Origin of the sequence: Sphingosinicella sp. (genome assembly GCF_052387495.1) — a bacterium.
Taxonomy (GTDB): Bacteria; Pseudomonadota; Alphaproteobacteria; order Sphingomonadales; family Sphingomonadaceae; genus Allosphingosinicella.
Genome location: NZ_JBQTJC010000116.1, coordinates 1 through 13,235, shown reverse-complemented (window position 1 = coordinate 13,235; position 13,235 = coordinate 1). Strand labels below are relative to the sequence as shown.

The window sequence follows — 13,235 nt, the reverse complement described above, 5'->3', positions numbered from 1 at the left end:
GGGACCGCTCGAAGAGCGGTGGAGGGGCTCTTCCTGACCATAAGGCCCCCTCCACCAGGCTTCGCCTGGTCCCCCTCCCCTCGAAATCGAGGGGAGGAACTTGACCTCCGAATCCGCCTTCATCGACACGCTTCGCGCGCTGGCTACGGATCCGGCGGCGCGCGATCTGGTCGACGACGCGGCGGTGCTGGAGATGGGGGATGGGGCTTTGGTCCTCACCCACGACATGATCGTCGAGGGCGTCCATTATCTTCCCACCGATCCGCCCGAGGACGTGGCCTGGAAGCTGGTCGCGGTGAATCTCTCGGATCTCGCCGCCAAGGGCGCGCGGCCGATGGGCGTGCTGCTCGGCTATGCGCTGGGCGAGAGCGACTGGGACCAGGCCTTCGCCAAGGGGCTCGGCACCGCGCTCGGCGCCTTCGCCATCCCGCTGCTCGGCGGGGACACGGTGGCGATGCCGGAGGGCGCGCCGCGCGCGCTCGGCCTAACCGCGCTCGGCCGCTCGGCGATCGTGCCGCCGGCACGCAGCGGCGCCCGGCCCGGCCACCAGCTGTGGGTCCGCGGCACGATCGGCGATGCCGGGGCGGGGCTGGGGGCGCTGAACCAGGGGCGGCATGAGCCCGCCTTCCTGATCGAGCGCTATCGCAATCCGCGCCCGCGGCTGGAGGCGGGCGAGCGGCTTGCGCCTTTGGTTGCGGCGATGATGGACGTTTCGGACGGGCTGCTGATCGACGCTCGCCGGATGGCGGCCGCGAGCGGCTGCGCGGCGCGGATCGAGCTGGAAACGCTTCCCCTCTCCGCCGATTATCTCGCCGAGTGCGGCGAGGATCGCGCCGCTCGCCTCGCCGCCGCGATCGCCGGGGACGATTACGAGCTGCTCTTCGCCGCGCCGCCGGAGCGGGGCACCGAGATCCTCGCGCTCGCCGACGAGCTCGGCCTCCCCTTGTCGCGGATCGGCGCGATCGAGGCGGGCGCCGGCCTTGTCCTGACCCACGAAAGTGAGCCCATGGCGTTGCCCGAACGGCTCGGCTTCGAGCACCGCCGATGACCGTCCCAATGCGACTAGCCGGACGGTTGCAACCTTCCGCCTTCCCACTTAAAGGACGCGCCACACTCGGGCGTGCCGCGGGCGTCGGCGCTCGCCCTATCTGCTTGAAATCAGGGGAAGGACTTTCATGAACGTCGTGCTCATTGCCATCGCCTGCGGCCTGGTCGCGGTGCTCTACGGCATCCTCACCTCGGTCCAGGTGCTGCGCGCGCCCGCCGGCAACGAGCGGATGCAGGCGGTCGCCGAAGCGATCCAGGAAGGCGCCAAGGCCTATCTCGGCCGCCAGTACACGACCATCGCCGTCGTCGGCGTGGTGGTCGCGGTGATCGTCGGGCTGTTCCTCGGCGTCGCCGCCGCAATCGGCTTCACGGTGGGCGCGCTGCTTTCGGGCGCGGCGGGTTATATCGGCATGAACATCTCGGTCCGCGCCAACGTGCGCACGGCGGAAGCCGCGCGCACCAGCCTGCAGAGCGCCCTCACCGTCGCCTTTCGCGCCGGCGCGATCACCGGCATGCTGGTCGCGGGCCTCGCCTTGCTCGCCATCGCCACCTTCTTCTACGTCCTCGTCGCGATCCAGGGCCACGCGCCCAACGACCGCGAGGTGATCGACGCGCTCGTGGCGCTCGCCTTCGGCGCCTCCCTGATCTCGATCTTCGCGCGGCTCGGCGGCGGCATCTTCACCAAGGCGGCCGACGTCGGCGCCGATCTGGTCGGCAAGGTCGAGGCCGGCATCCCCGAGGACGATCCCCGTAACCCGGCCGTGATCGCCGATAACGTCGGCGACAATGTCGGGGACTGCGCCGGTATGGCCGCCGACCTGTTCGAAACCTATGTCGTCACGGTCGGCGCGACGATGGTGCTGATCGCCCTGCTCGTCACCGCCGCGCCGGCGCAGATGCTCGCGCTGATGAGCCTGCCGCTGATCATCGGCGGGGTCTGCATCCTGACCTCGATCGCCGGCACCTATGCGGTCCGCCTGGGCCGCAAGCAGTCGATCATGGGCGCGCTCTACAAGGGCTTCTGGCTGACCGCTCTGCTCTCGATCCCGGCGATCCTCTACGTCACCATGCAGACGCTGGGCGACATGAACGCGGTGATCGGCGGCCCGGCCGAGGCGGCCGGGCTCGACGTCGATCCGGCGGTCGCCACGACCTCGGTCACCGGCGGCTTCACCGGCTGGGACCTGTTCTATTCGATGCTGGTCGGCCTCGGCGTCACCGGCCTGATCGTCTGGATCACCGAATATTATACCGGCACCAATTATCGTCCCGTCAGGTCGATCGCCAAGGCGTCCGTCACCGGCCACGGCACCAACGTCATCCAGGGCCTCGCGATCAGCCTCGAATCGACCGCGCTGCCGACATTGGTCATCTGCGTCGGCATCATCGTCTCCTATCAGTTCGCCGGCCTGATCGGGATCGCCTTCGCGGCGACCGCGATGCTGGCGCTGGCCGGCATGGTCGTCGCGCTCGACGCCTACGGCCCGGTCACCGACAATGCCGGCGGCATCGCCGAAATGGCGGGGCTGGAGGACGAGGTGCGCACCCGCACCGACGCGCTCGACGCGGTCGGCAACACCACCAAGGCGGTGACCAAGGGCTATGCGATCGGCTCGGCGGGCCTTGCCGCGCTCGTCCTGTTCAGCGCCTATACCTCCGACCTGCGCCTGTTCGCGGGCGAGCTCGGCGTCGCTTATGCCGACATCGATTTCACCCTCGCGAACCCTTACGTCATCGTCGGCCTGCTGCTCGGCGCGCTGCTCCCCTATCTCTTCGGCGCGATGGGGATGACCGCGGTCGGGCGTGCGGCGGGCAACGTGGTGATCGACGTGCGCGATCAGTTCCGCGACAATCCCGGGATCATGGACGGTACCTCGCGGCCCAATTACGCGCGCACCGTCGATCTCGTGACCAAAGCGGCGATCAAGGAGATGGTGATCCCCTCGCTGCTCCCGGTCTTCGCGCCGATCGTCGTCTATTTCGCGATCAGCTTCATCGCCGGCCGCGAGCAGGGCTTCGCGGCTTTGGGCGCGCTGCTCATCGGCGTGATCGTCTCGGGCCTGTTCGTCGCCATCTCGATGACCTCGGGCGGCGGCGCCTGGGACAATGCCAAGAAATATATCGAGGACGGCAATCATGGCGGCAAGGGCTCGGAGGCCCACAAGGCCGCGGTCACCGGCGACACTGTCGGCGATCCCTACAAGGACACCGCCGGCCCCGCCGTGAACCCGATGATCAAGATCACCAACATCGTCGCCCTGCTCTTGCTCGCCGCGCTGGCGGCGCAGGGCGCGGCCTGATCGTCCGATCGTCCCGTTGGGAAACCCCGTCCGGATCGGCTCCGGGCGGGGTTTCATTTTTCGGGGCTTGCCGCTAAGGCCGCCCGGCATTTTTTGGACGCACGGATCTGAATGGCCAAGGAAGAACTTCTCGAGAGGCGCGGGCAGGTGGTGGAACTGCTGCCCAACGCCATGTTCCGCGTGAAGCTGGAGAACGGCCACGAGATCCTTGGTCACACCGCCGGCAAGATGCGCAAGAACCGCATCCGCGTGCTCACCGGCGACGAAGTGCTGGTCGAGCTCACCCCCTACGACCTCACCAAGGGTCGGATCACATACCGCTTCAAATAGGATAAGGCCGCCCGATGCGGCTCATCCTCGCCTCCGCGTCCCCGAGACGGCTCGATCTGCTGGCGCGGATCGGCGTCACCCCGGACGCGATCGTTCCCGCCGAGATCGACGAGACGCCGCGCCGGGGCGAGCTGCCCATCCCCTATGCGCGGCGGATGGCCGCGGCGAAGGCGGCGGCGGTGGTCGAGCCGGGCGCGCTCGTCCTCGCCGCGGACACGGTGGTGGCGGTGGGCCGGCGGACTCTGCCGAAGGCCGAGACCGAGGCGGAGGCGCGCGCGGCGCTCGGCCTGCTGTCCGGACGGCGGCACCGGGTCCATTCGGCGGTGACTTTGATCGACGGCGCGGGCACGGCCCGCCACCGGCTCTCGACCTCGATCGTCGCCTTCAAGCATCTCTCGGATGACGAGCTCGCCGCCTATCTCGCTGCGGGCGAATGGCGCGGCAAGGCGGGCGGCTATGCGATCCAGGGGCGGGCGGAGGCGCTGGTGCGGATGATCTCGGGCTCGCACTCGGGCGTGGTCGGCCTGCCGCTGTTCGAGACTCGCGCCCTGCTCCGCGCCGCAGGGTATTCGCTTGGCTGAGTGGCTACATGCGGAAGGGATCGGCGAGGATCGCGCGATCCTCGTCGAAAATGGCGAGATCGTCGAAGCCGCGGTCGAGCTGCCGGGGCGGGTGAAGGCCGGGGCGGTGCTTCCCGCGCGCCTCGTCAAGGTGCTGGTTCCGGGCCGCAGCGGGATTACCGCACTGGGTGATGAGGAAGCCCTGCTCGAGCCGATCGCCGCCGGACTCAGCGAAGGCGCGGACTTCCATGCGGAGGTCGTGCGCGAAGCGATTCCGGAGGCCGGCAAGACCAAGCTCGCCAAGGTGCGAGCCACGGATGGCCCCCTCGGCAATGCCCCGACACTGGCGGAGCGAACGGGCGCGGTCGCTGTCTCGATCTCCGACCCGGACCTCTTCGAACAGGCGGGCTGGTCCGAGTTGCTCGAGGAAGCGGCAACAGGCGAGATCGCATTTCCCGGCGGCGCGCTCCGGATGAGCCTGACCCCGGCGATGACCTTGTTCGACGTCGACGGCCAGCTCCCGCCGGCCGAGCTGGCCGAGGCGGGCGCGGCCGCAGCCGCGCGGGCGATCCGGCGCTTCGGCATCGCGGGCTCGATCGGCATCGACCTGCCGACCGTGGGCGACCGCGCGGCGCGGCAGCGCGCGGCTGCGGCCGTCGACGCGATTCTGCCCCAGCCGTTCGAGCGCACTGCGGTCAACGGCTTCGGCTTCCTGCAGATCGTCCGCCGCCGCGAGCGCCCCTCGCTTCCCGAGACCGTTCAGGCGGACCCCGTCGGCGCCGCCGCCCGGGCGCTGCTGCGCCGTGCCGAGCGGGCCGGGCCGGGCCCGCTGACGCTGCACGCCGCGCCCGCCGTGGTCGCCCGGATCGAGGCGGTGCCGGCTTGGCTCGCGCTGCTGGAGCGCCGGGCGGGGGCCGCGGTCGCCTTGCGGGGGGAGGCCGGCCTCGCCATATCGGCCGGGCATGTCCAGAGCCGCCAAAACTGACGCCTGCCCGCTGTGCGGCAAGCCCGCGAGCGCGGCGCACAAGCCGTTCTGCGGCCAGGGCTGCCGCGACCGCGACCTTCTGAACTGGCTCGGCAACGGCTATCGCGTGCCCGGCGAACCCGCCGGTCCCGAGGCCTTCGGGGGCGGCGAAGACGGGCTGGACAGCGAACGTTAGGCCCCTCTATAGGCGCTTTTCTTCCGCGCCTCGCCGGAAATGCCCAGGTAGCTCAGTTGGTAGAGCACGTGACTGAAAATCACGGTGTCGGTGGTTCGATCCCGCCCCTGGGCACCATCCCCGCCTGATCCGCCGGGGCGCCGGACTTCGGAGGCGCGCTCATGTTCGTCGCGGTCTATTGGTGGCGGGTCCATCCGGGCAAGGAAGAGCAGTTCCGCGCGGCCTGGCGGCGGGGCACCGAGCATATCACGCGCATCTACGGCAGCCACGGCTCGCGCCTCCATCGCGAGCGCGACGGCCGTTTCGTCGCTTATGCCGAATGGCCGGACGAGGCGACGTGGCAGAAGGCGTTCGAGGCGAAGATGGTCTAGGACGATCCCGAGACCCGCGCCGCCTTCGTCGACGCGATCGCCGAGACGCCGCCGGGCAACAAGCCCGCCTTCACGATGACCGTGACCGACGATTTGCTCACGCTCCGGGAGCGCGCCGCTCAGTAATCCCGATTGTAGCGCAGGTTGACGTTGGTCCCGCTTTGCGAGCCGAATGCCGAGAGCAGGCTGAGCGTCCGCGACAGCGAGATTTCGATCTGGGTCGCGGTGAAGCCCTTGGCGTCGGTGATCAGCTCCACATAGATGTCGTCGGAAAGGTACATGCCGGCGGCGACGGCGGTGCCGCGGCCGGTGGTCTCGTCGGCGCCGAGGATGCGGATGCGGCTGAAGCCGGTCGCCGAGCGCAGCCGCCCGAGCGGGTTGAGCCCGCCGCCGCCGCCGCGCAGCGAGTTCAGCGAGGTCGCGAGCTGGATCGCCTGCAGCGCCGAAATCTCGGTCACCGAGCTGCCGAACAGGATGCGCGAGACGACCTCGTCCTGCGGCAGGCTCGGGCTGGAGGTGAAGGCGATTTGCGGGTTGGTCGAGCTGCCGCTGACGTTGATGCCGACCTCGACGCCTTCGATGTCGCTGGTCGCCTCGAGGTCGATGCGCGGATTGGGCGGCCGCGCGCCGGTAAAGGAGATATGGCCGCGCCGGACCTCAAAGCGCCGCCCCGCGAGGCTCAGATCGCCGCGGATCAGATCGAGCTCGCCGAGGATGCGCGGCGTCGCCGTCGTGCCCTCGACGCGCAAATCCGCCGACCATTCGGATTCGAGGCCCATCCCGCCAACATAGACCTGGTTGTCGGCCCGCAGGCGCAGATCGAGCTGCCAGATGCTCGGCACACCCGCGTCCGCGATCTCCGCGTTCGGCGGCCGGATCGGCTCGCCGCGGCGGCGGACCCCGGCGAGCTGGCGGACCTCGGCGGCGGCCTGGCGGACGAACTGGTAGCGGACCTCGCCGAGCGCCAGCTCGCCGCTGATCCGGGCGCCCTGCGCGCCGTTGATGATGGCGAGCGTGCCCGTCGCGGTCGCGCCGATATCGTCGCTGCGCGCGAGCTGGGCGTTCTCGAACTGGAGGCGCAGGTCGATCGGGAAACTCTGCGCGGAAGCGAGGCCGATCGAGCCCTGGCCGCTCACCGTGCCTTCGCCTGCGCGGCCGGAGAGGCGAACGATCTCGAGCCGCGACGAGCTGAACCTGCCCTGGAGCGCGAGATTGGTGATCCGCGTCCCATATTGCTCGTTGGTGTAGGTGAGGTTGTCGGCGCGGGCGAGGCCGGTGAATTGCGGATTCTGCAGCCGGCCGCTGAAATCGGCGCCGAGCGCGATCGGGCCGGTCAGGTGGTGGCCCGGGAAGTTGGCGAAGGACAGGGGCACATCGGCCGGGCCGTTATAGCGGATGCCACCCGCGAGCGGCGCCGCGAACAGCCGCTCGGTCCACGAGCCGGCTTGCGGCCCGAGCGGCTGCAACCGCGCCTGCAGGCGGCCGATGATGGTGCCGCCGCGCCGGATCACGGCCGCCATCTGGCCGCCCTCGGGCCGGAGCGCGCCGGCGAAGGCCATGTTTACCGGCACCGAGCGGGTCGCGATGCCGGTGCGGGTGAAATTCTCGATGTTGAGCCGAGCTTCGGCGCGCGGGAACGAGCTGCCGCTCGGCTGGGCGAAATCGAGGCTGCCGGTGGCGCGGCCGCCGATGCCGAGCCCGGGCGAGAAGGCGTTGAGGATCGACAAATCGAGGCTATCCAGCCGCGACTGGACGATCAGGCCGTCGCCATAGCGCCCGGCGAGCCGCACCCGACCCTCGCGCAGCGCGACGGTGACCGGCTCCAGCCGCCAGCCGGTGCCTTCGCGCCGGATCATGGCGGGCTCGGCGAAGCGGAACGGGATGTTGTTGACCTGGCCCTGCATCGCGGCGCGGATCGCGTCGGGGGCGAGCGCGGCGTTGGCGGCGACGCGGAAGGAGACGCCGCGCCGGCCCTCGGCGAGCAACTGCGCCTGGCCGCTGCCGCCGCGATAGTTGATCCGGAGCCGGGCGCGATCGATGAAGAGGTCGCCGCTGGCGAGCCCGGCGAGCTGGGCGTCGCCGACGATCTCGGGCGCGTCGGGATAGAGGATGATCCGGGCCTGGACGAGGCCGCGCTGGATGATGATCGGGACCTCGCCCGGGGTGCGCGCGCCGTTGGCGGTCGCGGCGATGTCGATCCGCTGGTAGCGGCCCGCCGCGCTCAACCGGACCGAGCCGTCGAAGCCCTGGCCGACCATGGTCAGGGTGCCCACGAACGGCCCGGCGGGCGAACGCACGACGCGGCCGGCGAAGTCGATCCCGGCGAAGGTCAGCCGGTTGATCGCGATGGTGAGCGGGCCGCGGTTGGAGAGGATGACGACATCGGCGGTGAACGGCCCGTAGGCGGATTGCCCGCTCGCCTGGATCGCCCAGCCGGCCGCGGTCGCGCGGACGGTCGCCTCGACGTCCCGCAAGCCCACGCCGAAGCCGGGATTGGCCGCGTTCAGCTGGATCCGGGGCGCGCTCGCGCTCCCCGTGACGCGCACCGTGAGCGCGCCGTAGCTGGAGCTGACTCCGGTCAGCCTCAGGTCGAGCGCGCCGTTCGGCGCATAGGTGCCGCCGCCCGAGGTCACGCGGAGCAGCGGTGCGGCGACGCGGACGTCGCCGATCCGGACCAGCCCGGACGGCTCCATCGCGATATTGGCGGTGATCGTCGCCGGGCCGCCGAGCAGGTCGGCGATCGTCGTGTTGGTGATCCGCCGGCTGCGCGCCGCGACCCGTCCGCTGAGGCCGAAACCTTGCGCCGTGGCCGTCATGTCGAGATCGGTGCGGACGTCGAACAGGCCGACGCCGTCGACCAGATAATTGTCCACCCGCCCGTTGATCGCGGCGAGATAGCGGCCCTCGGCAAGATCGAAGGCGAGCGCGAGCGTGGCGTCGATCCGGTCGGAGCGGAGGCGGAGATTGTCGGAGACGAGCCGGGTGCCCGTGATGCCGAGCTGGCCGTCGAGCCGGACATTGGTGACGGTGCCGCCCGCCACCGCGTCGAAGCCGAGAATCCGCCGGGCATTCGCCGAGACGGGAATCACGATCTCGTCCGCGTCGACCCGCGCGCTGCCCACCGCGCGCAGCCCCTCAATCGTGGTCGCGTCGAAGCTGAGGCTGGCGGCGCGCAGATCGTAGGCGACGCTCGGCGTGGCGAAGGCGCCGTTGAGCAGCAGGGCGATCTGGACGCCGCGCCCGGAGAGATTGGGCGCGATCGCCCCCGGCTGGAGCAGCCGCGCGGCGACCTGCACGCCTTCGAAGCGGTTTTGGCCGAGATCGACCAGCCCCCGGGCGGCGATCGCGGCGGCGCGGCTCTGCATGCGAAGCCGCATGTCGGCGCGGCGATTCTCGAAGGTGCTGACGAGGTGGACGAGCGTGATCGGCCCGGCGAGCCGCTCGACCGGCCCTGCCATGATCAGCCCGGGGCGGAGCGGCCCCTCGACGGTGAAGGTGCCGTCGCGGCCGGAAATCCTCAGATCGGCGATGCCGCGGCCGCCGAGCCCGGCGCGGGCGCGGCCCTGCCAGCGTGCCCAGTCGCCCTGTCCCTCGATCCGCGCGACGATCGCCTGGTCGACGCCCATCAGTCCGGCGAGGAAGCCGCCCTGCGGGCCATTGAGGCCGAGGTCGATGTCGAGCCGGTTCTCCGCCGGCACCGCGTCGAGCCGCAGGGAGAGCCGGTCGCCGCCCGGGAAGCCCGGCGCCGCGACCGCGCCGAGACCGAGGCCGAGCTCGGCGCGGCCCTCGTCGATCCGGATGCGGCTGTCGATCGAGAGGATATGGCGGCGGCCGGTCACCGCGGGATCGACGATGAGTTGCTCGATGCGCAGCCGCCCGACGTCGATCTCGATGTCCGGCAGCAGCGGCGCGTCGGGATCGCCCGGGCGCAGCTCGGGCAGGCGATGAAGCCGCGCCGAAGGGATGGTCAGTGCGCGGATGTCGATATGATTGCGCAGGTAGGCGAAGGGCCGGTAGTCGAGCTCCGCCGTCGGCGCGCGCAGGAACACGCCTTGAGGATCGCTGAGCGCGAGCCCGTGCAGCGTCATCTCGCCGAACACCGAGCCGCTGATCCGGTCGACATGGACTTGGAGGCCCGAGGCCGCTTCGAAATTGTTGATCTGGTGGACGATGAAGCGCCGGCCCGGATCGGTGTTGAGCCAGGCGGCGAAGGCACCGAGCAGCAGCAGGATCACGAGCAGGCCGATACCCGCCCATTTGGCGACGCTCACCGCCGGATGGCGGCGCCGGACGACGACCTCGGTGTCCGCCGCGCTCGCCATCAGAAGGCCTGTCCGATTGAGACGTAGATCGAAATTCGCGATTCGCCCTGGCGGCGGTCGATCGGGGTCGCGACGTCGAGCCGGATCGGACCGAAATTGGTGTAGAGCCGCCCCCCGACCCCGACGCCGAAGCGCATCGACGAGAAGGTCGGATATTCGGCCTCATAGACCTGGCCCGCGTCGACGAAGGCGACGACGCCGTAGTTGCCGAAGCGGTAGCGGCCCTCGAGGGCGAACTCGGCGAGGCTGCGCCCGCCGAGCGGCACCGCGATCGTCGCCGGTTCGGCGTCGGGGTCGGCCGGATCGAAATCCGGGTTGGGCAGGATCTCGCGCGGCCCCAGCTCCTGAAAGCCGAAGCCGCGCACGGAGCCGCCGCCGCCCGCATAGAAGCGCCGCGAGGGCGCCAGCGCATCGCGCGGCACGCCGGTTATCGAGCCGAAGCGAACCCGCCCGGCGAGGACGAAATCGCCCATCGGATAATAAGCGCTGCCCTCGATCAGGCTGCGGAAATAGAAATCCGCGCCGTCGCGCAGCGACACCTCCGGGTTGACCCGGGCGAGCAGCCGGAAGCCGCTGGTCGGATCGAGCAGGCTGTTCGAGCGGTCGTAGCCGAGCTGGCCAATCAGACCGCCGATGAAATAGGCGTCGCTGAGCGAAAGGCGGGCCCGGCCGACGCGGCTCTCGTTGGTCGCCAGTATCTCGGCACCGACCGCATAGGTCCAGCGCTTCTGCCAGATCGGCGTCGATTCGCGGCTGATCAGCCCGTAGAGCCGCGTCGTGTAACCCTGAAACGCCTCGTAATCGCGCTGCCCGGCCTCGAACTGGAAGAGCAAAGCGCGGTCGCGCCGTCCCCAATTGTTGCGGCGGAAGCGGATCGCGAGCTGCTGCTCGGCGGTGCCGCCGATCGCCGCGATGCGCAGCGAGCCTTCCGGCGGGAACAGGGTGCGATGCTCCCAGGCCGCCTCGGCGCGCAGCCCCTCGCCGGTCGAATAGCCGACGCTGGCGTCGAGCGAGCGTGCCGGCCCGGCATCCTGGCGGACGAGGATGTCGACATATTCGGTGCCGTCGGGCCCCGGCTCGCCGGTCCGCACCGGCTCGGCCGAGACGGTGTCGAACAGGCGGGTGGAGACCATCGCCTCGCGCACGTCGTCGACCAGGCGGCGATCGTAGAGCTCGCCGGCCTCGAAGCGGGCGAGCAGTTCGACATGCTCCTGGCCGAAGGCGAGCTCGCCCTCGGTAATGATGTTTCGGAAGGTGGCGCGCGGCCCGGGCGCGACCGGCAGGGAATAAGCGCCGAGCCGGGTCTCGGGATCGAGTTCGATGTCCCTGAGGCCGACCTCGGCGAAGGGATAGCCCTGCTGCGGCAGGCGCAGTAGCACGTTCGCTTCCGCCGCCTCGACGTCGGCGGCGACGATCGGCTGGCCGTTCTCCAGCGCCAGCGCCTCGCGCGCAAGCCCCGGCGGCACCGTCCCGGGCCCGGTGATCTGGATGTCGCCGAGACTATAGCGGTTGCCCGGCGCGGCGGTGACGGTGACGCGCAGCCGCCCGGGCTGATCGGGCAGCTGCTCGATCGCCGAGGTGGCGACCGCGTCATAATAGCCCTCCGAGCGGAGCAGGCGGACGGCAAGCGCCTCGTCCTCCTCGGCGCGTAGGGCGATCATCGCCCCGTTGACCGCCTCGCCGTCAGCATCCTCCAGCGCGGAGAGCGAGCGGAAGCGGCCGGCGAGATCGACCTCGTCGAGGCCGTTGACGACGAACTCGTAGCGGACCGCCGGCGGCGCCTCGCTCTCCCCGGCGGCGGCGACATCCTGGACCGGCTCGGCGTCGAAGGTGGCGAGCGGCGGCAGCGGCTCGGTCAGTGCCGGGTCGCCGAGCGGCGCGTCCTCGACCGGGCCGGGCACGGGCGGGAAGGGCGGCGGGGGAGGGGCGTTAGGATCGGCGGGCTCGAGCCGCTCCAGCGGTTCGTAGAGTTCGGGATCGAGCGGCGGCAGCGCCTCTTCGAACTGGCTGTCGGAAACGATCGGCTCGTCGGGCTGCGGTGCCTGTCCCGGTTGCGCGACAACCGGCAGCGCCAGAGCGCCACCGGCAATTGCCGCGAACACCAATCGGGTCTCGATCAATTAGCCCCCGCTCCGTCGCCAAAGGGACCGGCGACCCCCGCTCAACGAAGCAGGCGCCCTAAGGTTCACTCGGCACTGGCAGTTTGCACCGGCGCGGCGCGGACGACCGGCGCGGCGCCGTCGCCGATCACCGCGAAGCCCGCCCAATAATAAGGATGGGAGGTATCGGCTTCGTCCATCAGCTGCCGTTCGGCGATGCCGAGCGCGCCGGCGACGCCGGTGCCCGGAGGGGCGCCGAACATGCCCGAGATCAGCCGCTGGGTGGCGTTGTAATCGTCGGGGACGGGCCAGTGGCTGGCGACGACCATCCGCCCCCCGGCGCCGATGAAGGCGCGAACGAGGCCGTCCAGCGCGAAGTCACCGCCGCTGGTCAGGCCCGCCGCCTCGGTCACGGCGAGGCCGGCGCGCCCGGCGGTGTCGCAGGCGGAGAGAACGATCAGGTCGGCGTCCAGCCGAAGGTCGAAAATCTCCGAGAAGGTGAGGAGGCCGTCCGATTCGCCGCTGCCGAAGCTGGTCAGCAAGGCCGGCTCGGCGGGGCATTCGGGCCGTGGCGCCGTGACCAGGCCATGCGTGGCGAAATGGAGGATGCGATATTGGTTGAGATCGTCGCGCCCCTGGATCGCGGTGTCGGTGAAGGCCTCGCCGGTGACGATGTCCGCCTCTCCGGGCGCCTCGGCGCCGATCGCGCGGCGGGCGCTGAACAGCTCCGCGGCCGAGATCGGCCGGCCCCAGGCGGCGAGCGACCAGGCGCAATCGTCGCGGCCGGCGCCGCGCGTGCCGCCGCCGGCCTGCAAATAGCCTTGGGCCGGCGTGTTCTGGCCGAAGCCGAGATATTCGCCGCGCGCCCGCGAGGGCGGCGCCGTGCGGACGTCGCGGAAGGCGTTGGCGGAGACGGCGGTGCTGACGTCGCGCTGTCGCCCGAGCCAGGCGATGCCGCGGAAATCGAACTCGTTGTCGACCGACTGCGCGGCGCGCGCGCGATAAGCTTCGACCCCGGCCTGGTCCATGACCAGCAGATTGGGCGG

At 70.7% G+C, this 13,235-nt stretch carries 9 protein-coding genes, 1 tRNA gene and 1 pseudogene; 8 read left to right on the top strand and 3 right to left on the bottom strand.

The features are described from left to right. Window positions 1-100 precede the first annotated feature (100 nt). From thiL to ACT4N8_RS06530, 8 genes and pseudogenes are all read left to right on the top strand, one after another. The gene (thiL, locus tag ACT4N8_RS06565; RefSeq protein ID WP_444857335.1) at window positions 101-1,048 is read left to right on the top strand and encodes a thiamine-phosphate kinase; all 948 of its coding nucleotides are present in this window, start codon (window positions 101-103) and stop codon (window positions 1,046-1,048) included. A gap of 127 nt (window positions 1,049-1,175) precedes the next feature. Beyond that, window positions 1,176-3,347, top strand: a complete 2,172-nt coding sequence (locus ACT4N8_RS06560) for a sodium-translocating pyrophosphatase (RefSeq protein ID WP_444857334.1) — start codon at window positions 1,176-1,178, stop codon at window positions 3,345-3,347. A gap of 111 nt (window positions 3,348-3,458) precedes the next feature. Continuing rightward, entirely contained in the window at window positions 3,459-3,677 is a 219-nt protein-coding gene (infA, locus tag ACT4N8_RS06555) for a translation initiation factor IF-1 (RefSeq protein WP_444857333.1), read from the top strand. A 14-nt stretch (window positions 3,678-3,691) separates the two neighbouring features. After that, entirely contained in the window at window positions 3,692-4,258 is a 567-nt protein-coding gene (locus ACT4N8_RS06550; RefSeq protein ID WP_444857332.1) for a Maf family protein, read from the top strand. Beyond that, window positions 4,251-5,222 (top strand): ribonuclease, encoded by a 972-nt coding sequence (locus ACT4N8_RS06545; protein ID WP_444857331.1) that lies wholly within the window; start codon window positions 4,251-4,253, stop codon window positions 5,220-5,222. The genes ACT4N8_RS06550 and ACT4N8_RS06545 overlap by 8 nt, the downstream gene beginning before the upstream one ends. Beyond that, window positions 5,200-5,397, top strand: coding sequence for a DNA gyrase inhibitor YacG (gene yacG / locus ACT4N8_RS06540; protein ID WP_444857330.1), 198 nt, complete (start codon window positions 5,200-5,202; stop codon window positions 5,395-5,397). The genes ACT4N8_RS06545 and yacG overlap by 23 nt, the downstream gene beginning before the upstream one ends. Window positions 5,398-5,438: 41 nt before the next feature. Then, a tRNA-Phe gene (locus tag ACT4N8_RS06535) sits at window positions 5,439-5,514 on the top strand. A 44-nt stretch (window positions 5,515-5,558) separates the two neighbouring features. Beyond that, a pseudogene (locus ACT4N8_RS06530) lies at window positions 5,559-5,894 on the top strand (antibiotic biosynthesis monooxygenase family protein). On the opposite strand, the gene ACT4N8_RS06525 reads toward ACT4N8_RS06530, so the two are convergent. The 3 genes from ACT4N8_RS06525 to ACT4N8_RS06515 form a co-directional block, all read right to left on the bottom strand. Next, a complete protein-coding gene (locus tag ACT4N8_RS06525) occupies window positions 5,888-10,090 on the bottom strand; it encodes a translocation/assembly module TamB domain-containing protein (protein ID WP_444857329.1) in 4,203 nt (1,400 codons plus the stop codon). The pseudogene ACT4N8_RS06530 and the gene ACT4N8_RS06525 sit on opposite strands and share 7 nt — an antisense overlap. Beyond that, window positions 10,090-12,210 carry an autotransporter assembly complex protein TamA gene (locus ACT4N8_RS06520; RefSeq protein ID WP_444857328.1) on the bottom strand — a complete coding sequence of 707 codons (2,121 nt, stop codon included), beginning with the start codon at window positions 12,208-12,210 and terminating at the stop codon, window positions 10,090-10,092. Before ACT4N8_RS06520 ends, ACT4N8_RS06525 begins: the two co-directional genes overlap by 1 nt. Window positions 12,211-12,275: 65 nt before the next feature. Beyond that, window positions 12,276-13,235 (bottom strand): CHAT domain-containing protein (locus ACT4N8_RS06515; protein ID WP_444857327.1); only part of this gene is annotated, 960 nt, incomplete at its 5' end.